This window comes from Candidatus Brocadiaceae bacterium, assembly GCA_012728835.1.
GTDB lineage: Bacteria > Planctomycetota > Brocadiia > SM23-32 > SM23-32 > JAAYEJ01.
In genome coordinates this window covers 1-21,176 of sequence record JAAYEJ010000074.1, presented here as the reverse complement: position 1 = coordinate 21,176, position 21,176 = coordinate 1, and the positions used below count along the sequence as shown (strand labels likewise).

19 protein-coding genes are annotated in these 21,176 nt (G+C 69.4%); 11 read left to right on the top strand and 8 right to left on the bottom strand.

What is annotated here, in order from left to right; all coding sequences use genetic code 11:
* Positions 1 to 177: 177 nt before the first annotated feature.
* The gene (locus GXY85_12170) at positions 178 to 654 is read right to left on the bottom strand and encodes a hypothetical protein (protein ID NLW51577.1); all 477 of its coding nucleotides are present in this window, start codon (positions 652 to 654) and stop codon (positions 178 to 180) included.
* A 36-nt stretch (positions 655 to 690) separates the two neighbouring features.
* A complete protein-coding gene (locus tag GXY85_12165) occupies positions 691 to 1,626 on the bottom strand; it encodes a serine acetyltransferase (protein NLW51576.1) in 936 nt (311 codons plus the stop codon).
* Between the two features lie 314 nt (positions 1,627 to 1,940).
* On the opposite strand from GXY85_12165, the gene nrdR reads away from it, so the two are divergent.
* From nrdR to GXY85_12145, 4 genes are all read left to right on the top strand, one after another.
* Positions 1,941 to 2,423: a transcriptional repressor NrdR gene (nrdR, locus tag GXY85_12160; GenBank protein ID NLW51575.1), complete on the top strand. Its 483-nt coding sequence runs from the start codon at positions 1,941 to 1,943 to the stop codon at positions 2,421 to 2,423.
* Positions 2,424 to 2,494: 71 nt separating this feature from the next.
* Entirely contained in the window at positions 2,495 to 4,924 is a 2,430-nt protein-coding gene (gene nrdD, locus GXY85_12155; GenBank protein NLW51574.1) for an anaerobic ribonucleoside-triphosphate reductase, read from the top strand.
* 28 nt (positions 4,925 to 4,952) lie between these two features.
* The gene (locus GXY85_12150; protein NLW51573.1) at positions 4,953 to 5,225 is read left to right on the top strand and encodes a hypothetical protein; all 273 of its coding nucleotides are present in this window, start codon (positions 4,953 to 4,955) and stop codon (positions 5,223 to 5,225) included.
* Between the two features lie 110 nt (positions 5,226 to 5,335).
* Positions 5,336 to 6,100 carry an anaerobic ribonucleoside-triphosphate reductase activating protein gene (locus tag GXY85_12145; protein NLW51572.1) on the top strand — a complete coding sequence of 255 codons (765 nt, stop codon included), beginning with the start codon at positions 5,336 to 5,338 and terminating at the stop codon, positions 6,098 to 6,100.
* A gap of 81 nt (positions 6,101 to 6,181) precedes the next feature.
* On the opposite strand, the gene GXY85_12140 is transcribed toward GXY85_12145, so the two are convergent.
* Positions 6,182 to 6,613 carry a hypothetical protein gene (locus tag GXY85_12140; GenBank protein ID NLW51571.1) on the bottom strand — a complete coding sequence of 144 codons (432 nt, stop codon included), beginning with the start codon at positions 6,611 to 6,613 and terminating at the stop codon, positions 6,182 to 6,184.
* Between the two features lie 479 nt (positions 6,614 to 7,092).
* Between GXY85_12140 and smc the strand changes: the two genes are divergently transcribed.
* Both smc and GXY85_12130 read left to right on the top strand, forming a co-directional pair.
* On the top strand, positions 7,093 to 10,878 hold the full coding sequence (gene smc, locus GXY85_12135; protein ID NLW51570.1) for a chromosome segregation protein SMC: 3,786 nt from the start codon (positions 7,093 to 7,095) through the stop codon (positions 10,876 to 10,878).
* A gap of 47 nt (positions 10,879 to 10,925) precedes the next feature.
* Positions 10,926 to 11,834: a GNAT family N-acetyltransferase gene (locus GXY85_12130; GenBank protein NLW51569.1), complete on the top strand. Its 909-nt coding sequence runs from the start codon at positions 10,926 to 10,928 to the stop codon at positions 11,832 to 11,834.
* A gap of 135 nt (positions 11,835 to 11,969) precedes the next feature.
* On the opposite strand, the gene GXY85_12125 is transcribed toward GXY85_12130, so the two are convergent.
* Positions 11,970 to 12,986: a Gfo/Idh/MocA family oxidoreductase gene (locus GXY85_12125; protein NLW51568.1), complete on the bottom strand. Its 1,017-nt coding sequence runs from the start codon at positions 12,984 to 12,986 to the stop codon at positions 11,970 to 11,972.
* Positions 12,987 to 13,127: 141 nt separating this feature from the next.
* Between GXY85_12125 and lpxK the strand changes: the two genes are divergently transcribed.
* Positions 13,128 to 14,231: a tetraacyldisaccharide 4'-kinase gene (gene lpxK / locus GXY85_12120; GenBank protein NLW51567.1), complete on the top strand. Its 1,104-nt coding sequence runs from the start codon at positions 13,128 to 13,130 to the stop codon at positions 14,229 to 14,231.
* An 8-nt stretch (positions 14,232 to 14,239) separates the two neighbouring features.
* Here lpxK and GXY85_12115 read toward each other — a convergent pair whose 3' ends face one another.
* The gene (locus tag GXY85_12115) at positions 14,240 to 15,124 is read right to left on the bottom strand and encodes a nucleoside hydrolase (GenBank protein ID NLW51566.1); all 885 of its coding nucleotides are present in this window, start codon (positions 15,122 to 15,124) and stop codon (positions 14,240 to 14,242) included.
* 176 nt (positions 15,125 to 15,300) lie between these two features.
* On the opposite strand from GXY85_12115, the gene GXY85_12110 reads away from it, so the two are divergent.
* Together GXY85_12110 and GXY85_12105 are read left to right on the top strand one after the other, a co-directional pair.
* Complete coding sequence (locus GXY85_12110) at positions 15,301 to 15,657, top strand: STAS domain-containing protein (protein ID NLW51565.1); 357 nt, start codon at positions 15,301 to 15,303, stop codon at positions 15,655 to 15,657.
* Between the two features lie 190 nt (positions 15,658 to 15,847).
* The gene (locus GXY85_12105) at positions 15,848 to 17,278 is read left to right on the top strand and encodes a sigma-54-dependent Fis family transcriptional regulator (GenBank protein NLW51564.1); all 1,431 of its coding nucleotides are present in this window, start codon (positions 15,848 to 15,850) and stop codon (positions 17,276 to 17,278) included.
* Positions 17,279 to 17,287: 9 nt separating this feature from the next.
* Here GXY85_12105 and GXY85_12100 read toward each other — a convergent pair whose 3' ends face one another.
* From GXY85_12100 to GXY85_12090, 3 genes are all read right to left on the bottom strand, one after another.
* Positions 17,288 to 18,364 (bottom strand): aminotransferase class I/II-fold pyridoxal phosphate-dependent enzyme, encoded by a 1,077-nt coding sequence (locus GXY85_12100; protein ID NLW51563.1) that lies wholly within the window; start codon positions 18,362 to 18,364, stop codon positions 17,288 to 17,290.
* 69 nt (positions 18,365 to 18,433) lie between these two features.
* Positions 18,434 to 18,655, bottom strand: a complete 222-nt coding sequence (locus tag GXY85_12095) for a small basic protein (protein ID NLW51562.1) — start codon at positions 18,653 to 18,655, stop codon at positions 18,434 to 18,436.
* 46 nt (positions 18,656 to 18,701) lie between these two features.
* Positions 18,702 to 19,232, bottom strand: a complete 531-nt coding sequence (locus GXY85_12090; protein NLW51561.1) for a hypothetical protein — start codon at positions 19,230 to 19,232, stop codon at positions 18,702 to 18,704.
* A 250-nt stretch (positions 19,233 to 19,482) separates the two neighbouring features.
* On the opposite strand from GXY85_12090, the gene GXY85_12085 reads away from it, so the two are divergent.
* Both GXY85_12085 and GXY85_12080 read left to right on the top strand, forming a co-directional pair.
* Positions 19,483 to 20,631 (top strand): hypothetical protein, encoded by a 1,149-nt coding sequence (locus GXY85_12085; GenBank protein NLW51560.1) that lies wholly within the window; start codon positions 19,483 to 19,485, stop codon positions 20,629 to 20,631.
* 278 nt (positions 20,632 to 20,909) lie between these two features.
* A partial coding sequence (locus GXY85_12080; GenBank protein ID NLW51559.1) for a hypothetical protein occupies positions 20,910 to 21,176 on the top strand: 267 nt, incomplete at its 3' end.

The following is a 21,176-nucleotide window of genomic DNA, read 5'->3' as shown; positions in this document are numbered from 1 at the left end:
GCGCCGCGCGGAACGTAGCGCCGGCGTCTCGCCGGCTGTGGGGTGGGCATCTTGCCCGCCCCCTTCGTTGGAGCTTGCACGCGTGCCTCTCTGTCACAACGTCCCGGACGCAGGATGCGTCCGGCACTGCCGGCGGGACGCCGGCGCTACGCCACTCCGTGGATCGCGCCCGTACCCTCAGGCCGCGATTCGCGCCACCAGGTCGCCGACCCAGTGCGTGGCGGCGATCACGACGGCGGCGACGCCGACGTGCTCGCCGATGATCTTCCAGGGGGCCTCGCCCTGCGACCGCGCCAGGGCATGGCTCAGCACCGTCAGGATCAGGAATCCCCAGCCGAGGCTGACAAGGATGGCGGTGCCCAGCGGGAGGAGAAGCACCGGCAGGATGAACGTCGAGGAGAAGATGAACTTCGCCAGGAACGTCGCGATCGTAGCCACCCAGATCTGCCGCACCGTGTGCACGTTCTCCGCCTCCTCCGACACGTGGATGCCCAGTGCGTCGGAAAAGGCGTCGGCGATGGCAATGGTGAGGATGCCGCCGAGGACGACGGCCTGAGAGTGCGTGCCCGAGTGCAGCCCGACCATCAGCCCCAGCGTGGTGATCACCGCCGAGGTCAGCCCGAACGAAAGCCCCGTTCGCAACGATTCCTTCATCCCGAATGCCCTCGCAGTTGAGAGAACGAGCCTGCCCTACTGCTGCCGCTGGCGGAAGCGCTGGCGCGGGGGCTCGATGGTCACCTGGGTGCCGGGCGGCACCGACTCGGTGAGGATGACGTTCGCCCCGATCACCGAGCCCTGCCCCACCGTAATGGGCCCCAGGACGCTGGCGTTCGAGTAGATGATGACGTCGTCTTCGATGGTCGGATGCCGCTTGTAGCCCCGCCGGATCGAACCGTCCTCCTCCTTCAGGAAGCGGAAGCCGCCCAGCGTGACCCCCTGGTACATGCGCACGTTCGCACCGATGACGGTCGTTTCGCCGACGACGACCCCCGTGCCGTGGTCGATGAAGAACCGCCTGCCGATCTCCGCGCCCGGGTGGATGTCGATGCCCGTGATGCGGTGCGCGTACTCGGTCATGATGCGCGGCAGCCAGGGCACGCCCTGCACGTGCAGGCGGTGGGCGATGCGGTGGATCAGCACGGCACGGAAGCCGGGATAGCAGAAGATGACCTCGTCGAAGCCCGTCGCCGCCGGATCGCCCTCGTAGGCGGCGCGCACGTCGCCCTCCAGGACGTCCAGAAGCTCCGGCAGGCCCGCAAGCAGCCGCAGGGCCTCGGCCCGGCCGTCCCGCTCGCAATCGGCGCGCACGTCCTCCGGGGCGCCCTTCCACTCGTGGACCAGGCAGCGGGCCACCTCGACCGCCAGCAGGTCCCCCGCCGTGGCGACGGCCTCCCCGACGTGGAACGGCAGGCTGGCGGCGTCCAGGGCCTTGTTGCCGAAGTAGCCCGGGAAGAGCGCCTCGGCCAGCAGGTCGAGGATCGCAACGACCGTCTCCTCGCTGGGCAGCCGGCACCGGCAGACCAGCGGCAGGGGGTCGCGCCGCCTCAGACGCGCCACAACCGCGTCCACAAGCCCGGAGAGGTCGAACTCGGCGGCCGGGCGGATGTCGTGCTCGTCTTCGTGCATGGTCTGGCCCTTCGGCTCTCGGATGTGGAACCCGGGCATTGTCCCGCGCCCGGGCGGGCGAGTCAACGGCCCGCCGCCCGTGGCGCATGCCGCCCGATTTCCGGCCGCCTCCGCGCGGCGGGGCCATGACGCTAACACTGCCCAGGCAAGGAGTTAAGGAAACCGGCGGGATTCGCCTTGACATGCTACATGTAGGGCGGTATCATACCCCGGTGCTCAATATATAGCACGATGCGGCCTTACCAGGGGGTACGGCCTAAGACCATGGCGACCAGGGACTTAGCTGGGGCGGAGCCGTCCGGGGAGCACGCGCCATGAGGTGTCCATACTGCCACACGGACAACGATCGGGTCGTCAACTCCCGCCCCGCCACCGACGGCACGCACGTGAAGCGCCGCCGGGAGTGCAACGACTGCCATCGGCGCTTCACCACCTATGAGCGCATCGAGCTGGGCGTGCTGCGCGTCGTCAAGAAGGACGGGACGCGCGAGGAATTCTCGCGGCGCAAGCTCCTGAGCGGCCTCCACAAGGCATGCTACAAGCGGCCGATCCCGGGGGAGCGCATCGAGGAGCTTGTCGACGCCGTGGAACGCGAACTGCACGAGCGCTTCGAGGGCGAAGCGCCGAGCCGGGCCATCGGCGAACGGGTCATGGCCCTGCTCAAGGAACTGGATCACGTGGCCTTCATCCGGTTTGCCTCCGTCTACCGGGAGTTCACGGACGTAACCGATTTCGTGGAGGAGGCCGACACCGTGCTCGGTGGTCGGCGCGCTCCGCGCCCCCGGCCCGCCCGGTAGGCGGCCGGCCGGAGGCCGAAGCCTTGTTGGACAACGCAGACAACGCCGCAGGCGACACGGGAGGAGTGGATATGTCGGTCGAGTTGGAGGCCCGGGAAGAGAAGAACCATCGCAACCGCATCACGCACGTGAAGAAGCGCGACGGCCGGATGGTCCCCTTCGATCGCGGCAAGATCGCCAACGCCATCTTCAAGGCCGCCCAGGCTGTCGGCGGCGACGACCGCGTCCTGGCCGACGAACTGGCGGCCATGGTGGCCGTGCTGCTGGAACGCGATTTCCTCGGAAGCCCCCCCACGATCGAGGAGATCCAGGACACCGTCGAGAAGGTCCTGATCGAGACCGGCCACGCCCGCACCGCCAAGGCCTACATCCTCTACCGCGACCAGCGGGCCCGCGTGCGCCAGTCCCTCCAGGTCCGCAAGCCCGTCCGCCGCGCCGGCAACTCCACCGACATCGCCCTGCTGGTCAGCACCGAGACCTACGACCAGATCGCCGAATGGGACAAGGTGAAGATCGCCACGGCCCTGGAGGTCGAAGCCGACCTCTCGCCCGAACTGGCCTGCGAGGTCGCCGGCGCCGTCGAACGCCGTGTGCTCGACAGCCGCCTGACCCGCATCTCCACGTCCCTGATCCGCGAACTGGTCGACAACGAGCTGTTCGAGCGCGGCCTGACCGCCCGCCTGCGCAAGCAGGCCGTCATCGGCATGCCGAAGTACGACCTGGACCAGGTCATCCGCAGCAAGAGCCGCGAGAACGCCAACATCGCCCAGAACAACCCCGAGGCGATCAACCTGGCCGTGGCCGAACACACCCTCAAGCAGTACGCCCTGCGCGAGGTCTTCAGCGACGAGGTGGCCGAGGCCCACCTGCTCGGAAAGATCCACGTCCACGACCTCGGCTACCCCACGCGCGTCTACTGCTCCAGCCACTCGCTGGAATACCTGAAGAAATACGGCCTGCACCTGCAGAACCTGGACACCTCCAGCGCGCCCGCCAAGCATGCCCGCACCCTGACCGGCCACCTGAACACGTTCCTGGCCTCCATGCAGGCCTACTACGCCGGCGCCCTCGGCGTGGGCTACATCAACGTGCTCTACGCCCCGTTCGTCGAGGACATGCCCTACCGCGAGATGCTCCAGGAGGCCCAGCACCTGATCTTCAGTTCCTCGCAGAACGCCTTCAGCCGCGGCGGCCAGACGCTGTTCCTGGACTTCAACGTGCACACCGGCGTGCCCAACTACCTGAAGAACGTCCCCGCCATCGGCCCCGGCGGCCGCTACACCGGCCGCACCTACGGCGACTACGAACGGACCGCCCAGCGGTTCTGCAAGACCATGCTCGACGTCTGGCGCGCCGGAGACCAGTACGGGAACCTCTTCGCCTTCCCGAAGTGCGACCTGCACATCAGCGCCGAGACCTTCAACGACCCCGCCCAGCGCGAGATACTGGAGTACGCCACCGTGCTCGCCGGCGAGAACGGCGTGCCCTACTTCATCTTCGACCGCGACGAAGTGACCCTGAGCGCCTGCTGCCGCCTTCGCACAACCATCAAAGACGACCACATGATCCGGCACCCGGAGAGCATGCGCTTCTGCGGGTTCCAGAACGTGACCATCAACCTGCCGCAGGCCGCCTACCGCGCCGGCAGGGGCAACTGGGACGCCCTCTACGCCGAGATCGACGACATGATCGGCGTGGCCATGCGCGCCCACCTGGAAAAGCGCAAGTTCATCGGCAGCCTCATGACCGACCCCAGCCAGCCGCTCTGGGAGATCGGCCGAATCGCCGCCGACGGCCGGCCATACGTGGATCTGAACGACGCCACCTACATCATCGGCCTCATCGGCCTCAACGAGTGCATGCTCCACATGACCGGCCGGGAGCTGCACCAGGACGACGACATGATCCGGCGCGGGCTGCGGCTCGTGCGCCACATGCAGTTCCGCGCACGCCAGTTGGGCGAACAGCACGGCATGCGCGTGGCCCTGGAGGAATCCCCCGCCGAAAGCGCCGCCCGCCGGCTCGCCAAGGTGGACCTGCAGCGCTTCCCCGAAGCCGCCGAAGTCGTCCGCGGCAGCATCGAAGAAAACGAGATGTACTATACCAACAGCATCCACCTGCGCGCCGACGCCCCCGTCGACCTCCTGACGCGCATCCAGGTGCAGAGCAAGTTCCACCGCGCCATCGAGAGCGGCGCCATCATCCACGCCTTCGTCGGCGAAGAGCGCCCCCCGGCGGCCGGCATCTTCAACCTGGTCGAGAAGACGTTCCGCCAGACCCAGGCCGCCCAACTGACCATCAGCCCCGAGTTCACCATCTGCAACGGCTGCCACAAGTCCACCCCCGGCCTCCGGACGACCTGCGGCCACTGCGGCAGCGCCGACGTCTACGGGATCACCCGCGTGGTCGGCTACTTCAGCCGCGTCCACAACTGGAATCCCTCCAAGCACGGCGAACTCAAGGACCGCCAGAAAGGCAACTACAGCGTGGCCCTGGCCTGATCCGGGCCGCCGATCCGGAGAGAATCCCATGATCATCGAGATATTCGGCAAACAGAACTGCGCCCTCTGCGAGAGCGCCAAGAAGAAGATCGCCCACTTCCTCAAACAGTGGGATCAGACGGACAAGGTGCAGGTCGTCTTCCAGGACATGGAGACGATCGACGGCGCCGCCCAGGGCGACTACTTCGACGTCTTCGACATCCCGTCCGTGCTGCTGAAGGACAAGGACGACCAGGTCATCGCCCGCTGGGACGGCCAGGCCCCCCCGAGCGACGAACTCCAGAAGCGCCTCAGCGCGTAGGGACGGAAGCCGCACGGCCCCGCGGCTCTGCCTCCTGGCCGCCGTCCGAACCACGGCGGCGGGCGAGCGCGGTCTCCCCACAGGATGACACCAGACAGGGAATCCCGCCGGTGAGTCAGGCGTCCGCAGACATCAAGGGGTTCATACCGACCAGCCTGATCGAGTGGGAGGGCAAGCTGGCCTCGGTCCTCTTCCTGCCCGGGTGCAACCTGCGCTGCCACTACTGCCATGCCGGACAACTGATCTGCAACCCCGACCGCCTGGAGGGCGTCCCACGGGAGACGGTCTTCGACCACCTGCGCCGGCAGCGCGGCTGGATCGACGGCGTCGTCATCACCGGCGGCGAGCCCACCCTGCACGGAGAGGCCCTGCGGGAACTGATCGCCGAGATCCGCGCGGTCCCCATGGACGTGATGATCGAGACGAACGGCACGCGCCCCGAATGGATCGGCCGCCTGCTCGAAGACGGCGCCCTGGCGGCCCTCTCCATGGACCTGAAGGCCCCCCTGACCCTCACCGACTACTCGCGCGTGACCGGCGTCGAGGTCGACGTGAACGACGTGCGCCACTCCCTGCACCTGGTCAAGCGAAGCGGCCTGCCCCATGAGTTCCGCATCACCGTCGTCCCCGGCCTGGTCGGCCCGGACGAAGTCGAACGCATGGCGCCGGACCTGGACGGCGCCGACACGCTGGCCCTGCAGAACGTCAAGCCGGCACTCTGCCTGGACCCCGCCCTGCGGCGGATCGCCCCCTACTCGGCGGAGGAACTGGACGAGATGGCCGAGATCGTCCGGCCGCACGTGCGCCGGGTGGTCGTGCGCGGCCGCGACGCCGCCGCACTGGCCGCCAGCGAGGCCGCCCCGCCCGGCCGGTGAAGCGCATCGCGCTCGCCGCGCAGCCCGTCGAAGAAGTCGTCTTGTCTGGCACAGGCGCCCTTCCCCGCCGGGGATGCGACCTTATTGCATCTTCTGAGAAGCCCCCTCGATCCTCTCCATTGCAGCCTGCACCTTCGGGTCCTCTCCATACTGCATCATCTTGCCCATGGCGCCCATCATCTTCGTGGCTGCGGCCTCGATCTTCGCCTCGTACTCCTTCAGTTCCGCCGGGAGCTGACCGGACGCGCCCATGCCCGCCAGCTCCGGATGCTTCTCGGCCAGCGCCTTCACGCGAGGCGCCAGCTTCTCAACCTGCTTCGCATGCTGCTCCAGCGCCGCCGCCACCTGGTCGGCGTTCTGCGCCTTGTCCATGGCGCTGGCGAACTCCTCCATCATCTTGAGCTGGGCCTCCACAACGTCCCGAAGGGAGCCGTCCGCGCCCTTGCCGCAGGAGACCAACGTCAGCGACAGAACCGCCACCGCCGCCAATGCCTTCGCCGTTGCCTTCACCATGCCACGCCTCCACGTAATGGGGTCTATCGACCGGATGCCGCATGCGCCCCTCCCCCTGGGGCCGACCGTCATGCTACCGGCGCGGCGGGCCGAATGCAAGGCGCCCCCGCCGCGCCCCCTGACGGCCCGGACCCGTCCGTCCGAGCGCAAGGCGGGATTTTCGCGGGGCTTTTTCCCGCGTGCGGCACCCCCTCGCGCACCCGCCGACCGGCCGCCGCCCCCCCCGCCCGGCCGGCCGGTAGCGCGCAACTCCTTTCTTTTCCATGCTTTGCGTGCAACCGCCCCGCCCCGGGGCCGACCTCCACGGCGCGCAACGCACGCCCTCGCCCGCCCTGCCGCCCGCCCGCCGGCGCACATCGTGAATCCCGCCGGGGCCTTCGGCTACAATCCGTGGTATCGCGTCCCGGGAGCCGGGGCGCGACGGAACTTGGCCACCGGTGCCGGGGGCTGCCCCCGGCGCTTTTAGTGGAGTCCACGGAGTGAGGCTGAAGAAGCTCGAGCTGTACGGCTTCAAATCCTTCGCCGACCGGACGGTCTTCGACTTCGAAGACGGCCTGTCCGCGCTCGTCGGCCCCAACGGTTCGGGCAAGAGCAACGTCGTCGACGCCATCAAGTGGGTGCTGGGCGAGCGCAGCGCCCAGAAGCTGCGCGGCGCCGAGATGGTCAACCTGATCTTCAACGGCAGCGAGTCGCGCAAGCCGCTCGGGTTCGCCGAGGTCAAGCTCACCATCGACAACTCCGACGGCGCCCTGCCGGTCGACTACGAGGAGGTCTGCATCGGCCGGCGGGTCGACCGCACCGGCCAGTGCGACTACTACCTGAACGGCCGCGTCTGCCGCCTCAAGGACGTGCGCGCCCTGCTGATGGACACGGGCGTCGGCACGACGGCTTACGCCGTCATCGAGCAGGGCCAGATCGACCGCATCCTCCGGGCCAACCCGAAGGAGCGCCGCCAGGTCTTCGAGGAAGCGGCCGGCATCAACCGCTTCCTGCAGCAGCGCCGCGAGGCCGAGCGCAAGCTGGAGCGGGTCGGGCAGAACCTGGCCCGCGTCACCGACATCATCGAAGAGGTCCAGCGGCAGCTCCGGAGCGTCAAGTACCAGGCCGCCCGCGCGCGCACGTTCAAGCGCCATGCCGAACGCCTCCAGAGGCTGCGCCTGGCCGAAGCGCTGCACTCGGTCCGCAGTCTGGAAGCCGACCGGACAGAGTTCGGCAGCCGCATTCGGAGCGCTTCGGCCGAGCGCGACGCGCTCGCGCAGCAGGCCGGCGAGGCCGAGGGCCGCCTCGAGGCCGCCCGCACGAGCCTTCAAGGCCTCCAGGATGAACTGGCAGACGCCCGCCAGCACCGCGCACGCGTGGACGCCCGCCTGGACGGGCTCACGCGCGAGTGCGAACTGGCGCTCAAACGGGACGAGGAACTCCAGAACCGCAATCGCGAGCTGGACCAGCGCCACCAGGACCTCCGCCGTCGCGCCGAGGCGCTGGACGCCGAACGCGAGGCCGCCCGCGAGTCCCTCGCCGAGGTCACCGAGGACCTGGAGCGCAACGCCGCCGCCTTCCGCGCCGGCCAGAGCCGCATCGAGGACGCCCGCGCGGAACGCCGGGAAGCCGCGCACGCGATCGAATCGGCCAAGGCCCAGGTCTTCGAGCTGTTCCAGCGCGAATCGAACCTGCGGAACCAGATCGAGGTCCTCAGCGCCGAGAAACGCGCCCTCCAGAGCCGCCTGCTGCGCATCGAGAGCCGCCGCGAGGAACTCGGCGGCCAGATCGCCCAGGCCGAGGAGGAGCGCAGCCGCACCCACGACCGTGCCGAGGCCCTCCACGCACGCCGGGCCGAACTGGAAGCCCGCGTCGCCGCCCTGCGCGCGCGCATCGCCGGCCTCGACACCCGAATCGCCGAACTCGCCGCGCAACAGACCGAAACCCGCGCCGAACTGAGCGGCCGCGCCGGCCGCCGCGACGTGCTGCAGGACCTGGAAGACCGTGCCGAGGGCGTGCACGCGGGCGTCAGGCGGCTGCTGGACGCGCGCCTGCCCGGCACCGTGGGCATCCTGGCCGACCTCGTGCAGGTGCCGCTCGAATGGGCGGGGGCCGTCGAGGCCGCGCTGGGCGACCGCTCGCAGGCCGTGCTCTTCGAGGCCGCGTCCCAGGCCCGCGAGGCCCTGCGCCTGCTCTCACAGAACGGCGCCGGCCAGGCCGAACTGATCGTCCTGGAGCACCTCGCGGAGCCGGCCCGGGCCGACCTCGGCGCCCCGTCCGGCGTGGAGGCGCGGCTCGTGGACGTCGTCCGATGTGACGAACGGGCTGCCGGAGCCGTCCGCGCCCTTCTGCTCAACACGTTCGTCGTCCGCGACGCCGACGCCGCCTCCGCCCTCCTGCAGGCCGGCCTGCCGTCCGGCGTGCAGCTGGTCACCCGCGCAGGCGAGCGGTTCGGCTCCGGCGGACTCTGGTCCGGCGGCACCCCCGAGACGCCCAGCCTGATCACCCGCCGCAGCGAGCTGGCCGCCCTCGATGCCGAGATCGCCCAACTCAACGCCGTGCTCGAACGCCTGGCCGCCGAACGCGATGAATGCCAGGCCCGCCGGCAGGAATGGACGCAGGAACGCGACGACGCGGCCGCCGAACTCGAAGCCATCGGCCGCGAGACCGGCGAGGTGAACGCCCGCCTGCAGGCCGTCGAGACGCGCGTCCGCGAACTGCGCGAGGAACTCCGGATCGGCCGCTCGGAGGAGACGGGACTGCGCCAGGACGTGGCGGACCTCGATGCGCAGACCGCCGAACTGCAGGCCCGCTCCGCCGCCGCCGCCGAAGAACGCGCCCAGGCGCAGACCCGCGTGGAGGCCGCCCAGGACGATGCCCACCGCCTCGACGAGCGCGAGCGGGCCCTGACGGCCGAACTCAACGAACTCGGAAGCGAAGTCGCCCGCAACCGTGAGCAGCAGCGCAGCGTGCAGTCGCTGATCGCGCGCCTCGAAGCGGACGAGATGCGCCTCCACAACGAGGTCGAGGCCGTCGCCGGCGAACAGGAGGCCGACGTGCGCCGCCTGCGCGAGGCCCGCGAGGCCCTGCAGGCCGCCCATGCCGAGCAGGAGCAACTGCGCGCGCAGCAGGAGGAACTCCTGACCCGGATCGAGGCGCGCGCCGCAGCCGTGCAGGCCGCCCAGGAGCAGATCGGCCTCCTGGCCGAGCAGGCCCGGGAGCATGGCCGCCGCCGCCAGCAGGTCGAGGAGGCCCTGCACAGCCTGCACATATCCGAGAGCGAGACGAACATCAAGCTGGAGACCCTCCAGCGGCGCACCGAGGAGGAAGCCGGCGTGCGCCTGCACGCCCTGGCCGGCGACCCGGAAAGCTGGCGGGAGGCGCCGCCGTTCACGAACAAGCTCATCCGCGAACACCAGGCCGACCTGCCGGAGCAGCCCTCGGCAGCCACCGTGGCCGCGTGGTACCGCGAGACCGAGAGAGCGGACGAGGAGCCCGAACAGGACGAGGCGCCGGAGATCGTCGCCCTGGAGGAAGCGCTGGCCCTGCGCGCCGCCGTGCTGGAGATGGCCGACGACGCGGCGACGGACTGGCCGCAGGTGCGCGCCGAGGCCGCACGGCTCAAGGCCACGGTCGACCGCATCGGCAACGTGAACGTGGCCGCCATCCGCGAGCAGGAGGAGCTGGAAATCCGCGCGCAGTTCCTCAGCGACCAGAAGGACGACCTGGAGAAGGCGCGGCGCCACGAGCGCGAGATCATCCGCCAGCTCAACGCCAAGAGCCGCGAGAGGTTCCGGGAGGTCTTCGAGCAGGTGCGGCAGAACTTCCAGGCCCTCTTCCGCAAGCTGTTCGGCGGCGGCACGGCCGACCTGATCCTCGAACAGCAAGAGGAAGACGTCCTGGAAGCCGGCATCGAGATGCTCGCCAAACCGCCGGGCAAGGAGACGAACTCCATCACGCTGCTCAGCGGCGGCGAGCGCGCGCTCACGACCGTCGCCCTGCTGTTCGCCATGTTCCAGGCCAAGCCCAGCCCGTTCTGCCTGCTGGACGAACTGGACGCCCCGCTGGACGACAGCAACGTCGAGCGCTTCCTGATGATGCTCGAGGACTTCCGGCAGAACACCCAGTTCGTCATCATCACGCACAACAAGCTCTCGATGAGCGTCGCGCAGGTCCTCTACGGCCTGACGATGACGGACGGCGTCAGCAAGCAGATCTCGGTCAAGTTCACCGAGGTCGACCACCACCTTGACGTCGGCGAGCGGCAGCGCGCGAAGGCCGGGTAGCCGCAAGGCCGGCCTCTCGCGCGTCATGCTATGCCGGGAGGCAACAGATGGCGGATGTCGTGCCGTACGAAGAGTCGCACCTGCCGCAGCTTCAGAGGCTCGTCAACGGGCACCTCGGCGCCGTCATGCCGGGCTGGGCACTGCCGTCGGGCTTCATCGCTGACCGGCTCATGCGTGATCCGGAGGAATACGTCACGGATCCCTGGGTGGTCGAGCGGAAGACGCTCTGCGGCGTCGAGAAGGGCCGCGTCTGCGCCGCCGCCCACCTGCTGCGCTACCGTGGACCGCAGGAGAACCCCGCCTACCGGAACGCCGCCGACGTGGCGTGGTTCTTCGCATGGCCCGAGTCCGTCGGAGCCGCAGACGCCGTGCTGACCGCCGTACGCCGGCAGGTCGTCGACTGGGGCGCGGACAGAACCGGTCTCTGCCATGGCCTGCCGGGCGGCCCGTGCTACGGCGTCGCCGACTCGTGGCCCCATATCGCTGCCTGTCTCAAGAACGCGGGCTGGGTGCTCAAGGCCGACTGCGTGGACACCCTGTACGCCGGCCCCCTCACGGGCATCGAGCCGCCCTGCGACCCGCCCGTGCCGGAGGTCTCCCTGCAACGGGGCATCGAGATCACGGACGCGAGCTTCCTGGCGATGGTCAATGGCAAGGAGATCGCCCACTGTGAGGTGGTTGCCGACATGACGCTCGGCGGCGAGCTTCCCGCGTACGCCGGATGGTCGGAGTTGTCCAGCCTGCTGCTCGACGAGGAGTGGCGGAACCGCGGCATCGGCACGTGGCTCGTCCGGCACGCGGTGGCGTGGCTGCGCCTGGCCGGGCGAGAGAGGATCGTCCTGGCAGTCGCCCGGGAGGGCGAGGAAGCTGGCGCGGGCCGCTTCTACCGCCGCTTCGGCTGGCAGCCCGTGACCCGCCTGGACAAAGGCTGGAGCTTCGCGACGCCCGGCGCCTGATTCCTGCGGACGCCCGGCCCACTGTCATTTGCTCATGCCGGCGCCGCCGGCTGAACGGGCGAGATCCTTCGTCGCTGCGCTCCTCAGAATGACTGGGACGGGCAGGCGGCTGCGACCTGCATCTGCCTCCTCGCGCTACAATTCCACCGACCGGCCCGTTTCGATGGACTCCTTCTCGGCCTCGACCAGGCGGACCGAGAACGCGCTCGACTCCGGTTCGGCCATCGCCGGCCCCTCGTCGTTCAGGATGCAGTGGACGAAGTAGGCGATCTCCTTCTCGTAGCCGTCGATCGGCGAAAGCTCCGGGTGCCGCACGCCCTCGCCCGTCGTCTCGGTCACTCCGTGCTCGTCGGAGGCCTCATAGCGCAGGCTGCCCCGCTCGAACGCGACCCGGTAACCGGCCTCGAAGCCGAACGGCGGGGGCATCGCCGCGTTGGCGGCCGCCCGCACGGCCATCTTCTGCTCGTAGATGTACTGCGTGTCGACGATGTCGTAGCCGCCGGTCGGGCCGACGGCGCCGGTCGAACAGACCGCGCGGGGCCGCCCCAGCAGGTGATGGACGAAGTCCGCATCGTGCACGTGCAGGTCCAGGATCATCCCCCCGCTACGGTCGCTCTTCTGCAGCCAGTTCTGCCACGACCACGTGGGCGGCGTGCTGGCCCGCCACATGTCCAGGTGCAGCAGCCGCCCCAGCCGGCCCGAACGCACCGTCTCATACAGGTATTCGTAGGCGGGGAAGAAGCGCACGCACTGGGCGACCATGAGCTTGCCAGGCGCCTGCTCGGCCACCTCCAGAACGGACCGGCACTCGGCGTAGCTCATGGCCATCGGCTTCTCACAGAGCACGTGCTTGCCGGCCCGCAGGGCCTTCTGCATGTACTCGGCATGCAGGAACGTCGGCAGGCAGATGTCCACCAGGTCCACGCCGGGGTCGTCGATCAGCTCCTGCGGGTCCGTGTACAGCCGGTGCCGTTCGGGGTCGATCCCGGTCTCGTTGGCCCCGAGGTTTGTCCGGACCGGTCCGCCCCCGGGGCACAGGCGCTCCGCCTGCGTGTCGGCGATCGCCGTCACCTCGGCGTTCTTGAGCCGCCCGTACCGGCTGAAGTGCCTCGTGCCCATGCCCCCCCATCCGATGATGCCCACCCTGAGCATGATGGTCGCTCCTTCTGGAATTCCCGTGGTCTTGCCGCATAGGCGGCCGTGATGTATCGTATGCAGCGGCGGCCGGCCCGGGCGGCCGGCTGAGGGCTTCATTGTTCTCCAGGCACTGGCCCAATGCAAGGGAGGATTCCCTTGGTCGGAGGGACCGCACTGTTCCGCCTTCACCGGGCCGTGATCGATCCCGCCCGGCGCGGTCCCCTTCTGTGCGCGGCCCGCTGCGCCCTGTCCGTCCCGGCGGCCGGGTACGGCGTGGTGGCCGCCGCGCGCAACGGTCTCTACCGGGTGGGCGCACTGCATGCGCGGCCGGCCGGCGTGCCCGTCCTGAGCGTCGGCAACATCACGGCGGGCGGCACGGGCAAGACGCCCTTCGTGGCCTGGCTGGCCCGCCTGCTGGTCATCCGCAGGCACCGCCCGGCCATCCTCTCGCGCGGATACGGCGGCAGCCGCCGCACGGGCATGGACGACGAGAACGAGATGCTCGGACGCCTCGTCGCCGACGTGCCCGTTGTGGTCGATCCGGACCGCGTCGCGGGGGCCCGCCGGGCCGTGCGGGAACACGGCGCCGACGTGCTGATCCTGGACGACGGCTTCCAGCACCGCCGCATCGCCCGCGACCTGGACATCGTGCTGATCGACGCCCTCTGGCCGTTCGGCCGAGGCCGCATGCTGCCCCGAGGGCTCCTGCGCGAGCCGCTGAGGGGATTGAAGCGCGCGGGCTTCCTGATCGTCACGCGCTGCGACCTGGTCGCGCCGGAGCGGCTCCAGGCCATCAGGGACCGGCTCGGCCGGCTGGCGCCCGGCGTGCCCATCGCCTGCTGCCGCACGATCGTCACCGGCCTGCGCCCGGTCGGGCCCACCGACCCGGCGGTGGGCGCGCCGAAGCCGGTGCCGCCGAACGCCATGCGCGAGGGGCGCTGGGCGGCCTTCTGCGGCATCGGCAACCCCGAGGGCTTCGCGTGCACGCTCAGGAAGGCCGGCTGCGCGCCCGCCTTCCTCGACGTGTTCGCCGACCACGCGCCCTACACCGCCGGCACGCTGGAGGGCGTCTTGGGGAAGGCGCGGGCCGAAGGCTGCACCGGCGTCCTGACCACCGAGAAGGACGCCGCCAAGGTCGAACGCGTCCTGGCCGCCCCCCCCACGCCGCCCATCTACGCCCTCACGGCCGACCTGGACCTGATCGACGGCACATCCGCCCTCATGGCCGCCCTGCAGGAGGTCGTTCCCGCGCATCCGTGATCGGCCCCTCACCCGGCGGGCGCGCCGATCGTCTCGAAGTAGCGGCGGAAGAAGCGACCGACGTCCACGTCGGCGGCCACGCGGTGCGGCCCGCCGGCGGACTCCTCGAAGCGCGTCGCGCCCCGCCCCGCCCCCTGCAGATCCACCGCGACGCGGCCCGTACGGTAGGTGCAGAGATCGGGCTCGAAGACGCAGGCAGCCGCCAGCGGATCGTGGAACGTAATGCGCTCCCGGGTCAGGAACCAGACCTCGGACATCTCCCGGACCAGGTCCAGCGCACCGCCCCGAAACCGTTCGCGGCACTCCGGCGCCGGCATCGAACACTGCAGCGTCACGTCCAGCCCATAGGCCGTCAGTTCGCACACAGGCGCCCCGAACACGAGCGCACTCGCGATCGGGTCGCCCCCCGTGTTCCACTCCTCCCCACACGAGCCGAAGTAGCGGCCGCCCATCAGCACCAACCGCTTGAGCAGCCGCGGCACCTCGGCGTCTGTGGCGAACAGCAGCCCCACGTTCGTCAGCGGGCCGACGGCCAGCAGCGTCACCTCCCCGGGGCGTTCGCGGATGGTCCGGCGCAGGAAGGGCACGGCCGCATAGGGCTCGAAGTCGTCCCGGTGCGGCCATCGCGGGAGCACCCGGGCCTGGGGGACCTCCGGCTGCCGCTGCTCGCAGAGCAACGGAACGTCGCAGCCGCTGTAGACCGGCACCCCGTGGCGGCCGGCCGCCCGGCAGAGCGCGTCGGCAAGCATGGCCCGCTCCTGCGGCCGGCCCGTGACGGTCGTGATGCCCAGCAGGTCGCAGCGCGGCTCGGCCAGCAGATAGGCCAGGCAGACGGCGTCATCGACGTCCGACCCGATGTCGGTATCCAGCAGCACGGGAACGGCGGCATCCATGCTCTCCTCCGTCCGCAGTGTATACCATGCGGCGGCCGGCGACGAAAGCGCCCGCCGGCCGGCGCCGCAGACGCCTCGGCCGGCCCGGGAATTGACTTCCCGCACCATCGCCCGATATCATGGCGCAACGGCGCCGGGCAGCCGCTCCGTCATAGGATGAAGGAGGCGATGGATCCGTGATTGCCGACGTCCGCCAGATGAATGGCATAACGGTCGTGGACATCGAGGGACGGTTTGACGCGGTGTCGGCCTCCAAGACGAAGGCCCGGCTGCACGAACTGATCGCCGCCGGCCACACCCGGCTGCTGCTCAACCTTCAGGGGATGGACTTCATCGACAGCGAGGGGCTTGGGGTCCTGGTCAGCTGCCTGCGCCGGACGGCCCTGGAGAACGGTACTCTGCGGCTGGCCGACGTTCCGCCCTTCTGCCGTTCGATATTCGAGCTGACGGGCCTGACGAGGGTCTTCGACGTAACCCGCGCGCTGGACCAGACGCTTCGGGCGATGGCCCAGGAGGCGACCGACCGCCGATAGGTCTGCGGCCGCACGATCCGAAGCGCCGGATCCGATGAACACAACACAGGCATGGTCGACGCGCACCCATGGGCGTCTGGGTCCGGTGCGCACGTGCGCCCGGGGTGGCCGACGTCGACCGTGACGGAGCCGGTTCCACCAGGTGGAGGCGAGCCGTTGAGGGGCGGCACGCAGGACTGAACGGAGCAGTATGGCGCAACAAGCCACGAACAACGAAGTCCACGTGTGCGTCGTTGGCCCTCAGAGGCTCCGGCGACTCGTGCCGGCCGAACTCGCTCAGCGCACGGTGACGACATCCCTGTGCGAAGACACCGCCTCCCTGATGCGCTGCACGGCCGAGCGCGTGCCGGACGTCGTCCTCATGGACGCCGGCCAGGCCGGCCGCGGCCCCCTGGAGCGCCTGCGCGGCACGTTCCCCGACCTGCCCGTGATCGTCGCGGCCAGAAACCCCGCCGTTTCCGACGTCGTCGAGTGGATGCGCATGGGGGCCGAGGACGTCGTGGCCCTCGAAGCGGGCGACCCGAACCTGGACCGGCGCCTGCTGGACGCCGCCGAGAAGCACCGCCTGTCCGTGCAGGTCAAGCAGCTCAACGATGCCTACGAGCGCGGCGGCCGGCTGGGCGATCTGGTCGGCATCAGCCCCGTGATGCACGAGGTGTACAGGACCATCCGCAGCATCGCCGCGACGGACGCGACGGCGTTGATCTGGGGCGAGAGCGGCACGGGCAAGGAACTCGTGGCCCATGCCACCCACATGCTGAGCCCCCGCAGCCACGGCGCCTTCGTCCCCGTCAACTGCGCCGCCATCCCGAAGGACCTCCTCGAAAGCGAGTTGTTCGGCCACGAGAAGGGCGCCTTCACCAGCGCCGACCGGCAGCACATCGGCAGTTGCGAACGCGCCCACGGCGGCACGCTGTTCCTGGACGAGATCTGCGAGATGGACCACGGCCTCCAGTCCAAGATGCTGCGCTTCCTCCAGAACCGCACCTTCACCCGCGTCGGCGGCACGGACAACTTCGAGGTGGACAGCCGCGTCATCGCCGCGACCAACAAGGATCCGCTCCAGGAGGTCGAAGCCGGCCGCCTTCGCGATGACCTCTACTACCGCCTCAACGTCGTCCCCATCTACCTGCCGCCGCTCCGGGAACGCCCCGAGGACATCCCCGTGCTGGCGCAGCACTTCCTGGAAATCATGGGGGAGAAGTACAACAAGTACTTCTGGGACTTCAGCCCCGAGGCCGTCCGCCTCCTGCTCTGCTACGAATGGCCCGGCAACGTGCGCGAACTGCGCAACACCATCGAGCGCATTGTGGTCCTGGCCAACACCGACCGCGTGACGCCCGAGATGTTCCCCGAACGCATCCGAAAGGCCACCGTCGGACGCACCGTGCCCCCGCTGGCCGTCGAAGAGGCGCTCGAGTGCATCCGGGCCGCCCTGCAGGACCGCGAAACCGAGCCGGCCGAGGAGCCCGACGAGGTGCTGCCGTTTGCAGAGGTGGAGCGCCGAGCCATCCTCGGCGCCGTCAAGAAATGCGACGGCGACATCAGCAAGGCCGCCCGCAAGCTCGGCCTCAGCCGCGCCACGCTCTACCGGAAGCTGGACAAGTACGGCGTGCGCTGATCCGCCGGCCTACGCGAGCGAGTTGAGCACGCGCACGCCTTCTTCCAGGACGCGGTCCTCGGCGGCGAATGAGAGCCGGAAGTGGCTCTTCCGCTCGCTGAACACGCTGCCCGGGATCACCAGCACGTTGTGCTGCATGGCCCGGGCGCAGAAGGCATCGCCGTCCCCGCCCGGCGCCTCGACGAACGCATAGAATGCGCCGCCCGGCTTCTCGAGCCGGAACTTGTCGCGCAGACCCTCGTAGACGATGTCGCGCTTGGCCTGGTAGGCGCGCACGCGGTTCGCGTTGTCCAGCCGCAGGGCGGCCAACCCCGCATACTGCGCGATCGAGGGCGCGCAGACGAAGCTGAACTGCTGCAGCTTCTTCATCTCCTCGATCAGCGGCTCCGGCCCGATGGCGTAGCCCAGCCGCCAGCCCGTCATCGCCGCCAGCTTGCTGAAACCGTTCAGCAGGAGCACGTCGTCCGTAAACCGCGCGATGCTCGCAAAGGCCCCGTCGTAGCAGAAGAAGCGGTAGATCTCGTCGCTGATGATGAAGACGCCCTTGCGCCCCGCCCATTCCGCGATGGCCCGCAGGTCGTCTTCGGACGAGATCACGCCGCTCGGGTTGTTCGGGCTGTTGAGCATCAGCAACTTGGCGTCGCCGGCCCCGGCCTCCTCCAGCCGCTCCACGGTGAGCCGGAAGTCCGGGTAGGTGTCCACGTAAACGGGCACGCCCCCGAGCAGCCGGCAGAGATGCTTGTACATGACGAAGTACGGATCGGCGATGGCCACCCTGTCCCCGGGATTGACCAGCGCCATCATGGCCAGAAGCATGCCGCCCGAGACGCCGCTGGTGATCAGGGCCGCCTCGTGCCGGACGCCGCTGTGCTGCTTCTCGAACCGCACAACCTCGTCGCGCAGGGACTGGATTCCCTGCGTGAGCGTGTACTTGTTCTGGCCGCTCTCGATGGCATGGATGGCGGCGGCCTTCACCGGCTCGGGCACGTCGAAGTCGGGCTGCCCGATGCTCAGGTTGATGGGGTTCTTCAGGCTCCTGGCCAGATCGAAAACCCTGCGAATCCCCGACGAATCGATCAGACCCATACGGTCGGCAATCAGCGGCTCCGTCCGCACTGCGCACCTCCGACGGTCCTCTCGACGGACCGGACGTGACTACTCCTTCGAATCCCCCTCGGCCGCCTCGGCGGCCTCAGGCGCCTTGGCCTTCTGGGCCTTCGGGGCGGCGGCCACCTTCAGCTTCGGCAGCCCGAGCACCGACATGCCCTCCTCCCACTTCTCGTCCTTCTTCAGACGCTCCACCCGTTCGGCGCGCGAGAGCACGTTGCGCCGCCGTACCAGGGCGTCCTTCCGCTTCAGACTCCTGTGCAGCGACATGATTCCCTCCTGGAAATCCCTTGTGGAATGGCTCCGTCGACCCGCATCAGCGCGCGATGGGCATCAGCCGCGCATGCTCGAAGGGGCGACTTCCGTTCGGAAGGCTGTAGGCCGCAAATCCCTCCAGCAGGGCCGCCACCCGCGGCTCGGTCGGATCGTCGAACCGCCCCACGCAGAGCGCGCAACGGCCCGTCGACAGGTCCATCACCCGCAGCTCGTGACCGCCCGCCAGGGACTGCATCTGCCCCGATCGGGCCACCTTCAGCCAGTCGTCCGCTCGGGCCTTCTCGAAGTCCTGCAGAACGATGGTGTGCAACGCGGGCGCCGCATCCCCGGCAGCCGCGCTCAGAATGTGCGGCGGCGCTCCACCGCCCACGGTCGTGATCATGAACCACGCGCCCAGACAGCCCAGCACGGCCACGATGCCGTAGAAGAGCACGCGACGCACGAAAAGATCGTCACCATCCGACTCGGCGCCGAGTCCCCAGCCGATGTCCGTACGGGCGCCCGAGGCAGCCGCCCCTCGGTCATCCGACCGCGTCCTCGACTTCGGCGAGCGCTTGTTCTGGACCGTCATCCTCTGTCGTCTCCATCCCCCCCGCCGGCGGGCCGGTACTCAAAGAGCCCATCGTCTGCGAACCCGCACATTCTATCCCGAAGCCGCGCGCCAAGTCAAATGGTGCCATTGTCATATCGATTATGGCGCCCGGGGCTACAAGGGCGACAGGCGGTTTGCCGGATGGATTTGCCGGCCCCGGCTGGTTGTGGCACGATGACGCGCGAACCGAAGGCACGCCACGCAGAAGACGCTGAGGGAGGAGAGATCGATGACAGAGCGCAGGAGCTACCCGGTAGACCCCATCGTCAACGCAGGGGAGCTGCCCGACCCGTTCGCCCTGCCGGACCTCGGCCGGATCCGGACCCCCGAGGAATGGCCGGCGCGATCGGCCGCCTGGCGGGACCTGATCGTCAACATGGAATACGGCGGCCTGCCGCCCTCGCCCGAGGCCGTCGACGTGGAGACGCTGTGCCACGGCGGCGTGGGACGCTGGCCGGGCAAGCCGAAGCTCTGGTCCTACCGCGTCCACTGCTGCGGCGGCGAGCGGCCCTTCTCCTTCTGCGTGAGGATCCTGTTCCCGGATGCACCCGGCCCATTCCCGGCGATCGTGAACGGCGACGGATGCTGGTGGTACCTGTCCGACGAGATCGTGCAGCGCGTACTCGAAGGCGGCTGTGCGCTCGTCCTGTTCAACCGGACGGAGATGGCCGAGGACCTGGGGTACTCGGGAGTGCCGGACAAGGCGCGACGGAGCGGCGGGCTCTACGACGTGTACCCCGGCCGGACGTTCGGCGCCCTCTCGGCCTGGGCCTGGGGCTACCACCGTTGCGTGGATCTCCTGCACCAGCTGTCCTTCATCGACCCGGAAAGGATCGCCGTCACCGGGCATTCGCGCGGGGGCAAGACCACGCTGCTGGCCGGCGCCACCGACAGCCGGATTGCGCTCGTCAACGACAACGCCTCCTGCGCCGGCGGAAGCGCCGCGTTCCGCTACGTGGGAGATGGCGGGGAGACGCTCAACATCGTCAACGTCTTCCCGTCCTGGTTCGGACCCGGTCTGCAGCCCTACGTCGGGCGGGAAGGCGATCTGCCGTTCGACCAGCACTGCCTGCTGGCCACCATCGCCCCGCGCCCGGTGCTGCTGACGTATGCCCTGGACGACCGCTGGTCGAACCCGGAAGGAATGGTCCAGAACGCCTGGGCGGCGGGCGAGGTCTACCGCTTCCTCGGCGCACGGGACAAGCTCGCGTTCCACCTGCGCGAAGGCGCCCACTCGCACGCCGCCGAGGACTGGGAGGTGCTGCTCGACTTCATCGCCTGGCACTGGCAGGGCAAGCCGCCCACGGCGGCCTACAACCAACATCCCTACCGTCACCTGAGGCCCGCGTTCTCCTGGAAAGCGCCCCACCGCGCATGAACCGGCAGGAAGAGGCGGTTGACACCGTCCTGCAGCGAGCGCCTTCGCAAGCTCGCCGGGGAGTGCGGGTGCGTGGCGCGCTGCCGTAGAAGAGCACGCGACGCACGAAGAGATCGTCACCATCCGGCCCGGCGCCGAGCCCCCAGCCCATGTCCGTACGGGCGCCGCGCGCAGGCGCGCCGAGCAGCAACAGCATTTACCCTATTGACATCTCTTCCCCGGTATGGTACAAACCGGAGGCGGAGTGCATGCATGTCCCTTTGGAGGAGGGCCGGAAGATGCATCGATCGCTGGTACTGGGCCTCTTGACGTCGGTCCTGGTCGTCGCCGGGACCGGATGTGTGAGCTACCGGACCCCCGTGATGCCGCCCACGGGTGCGCTCTACTCGGAGATCTCCGCACCCCTGAGCACCGAGTTCAACCCGACGACGGCCGTCGCGCCCAGGCAGGGCACCGCCAGAGCGTGCAGCGTGCTGGGGCTGATCGCCTGGGGCGACGCCGGCATCCAGACGGCGGCCAAGAACGGCGGACTGAACAGCATCTGG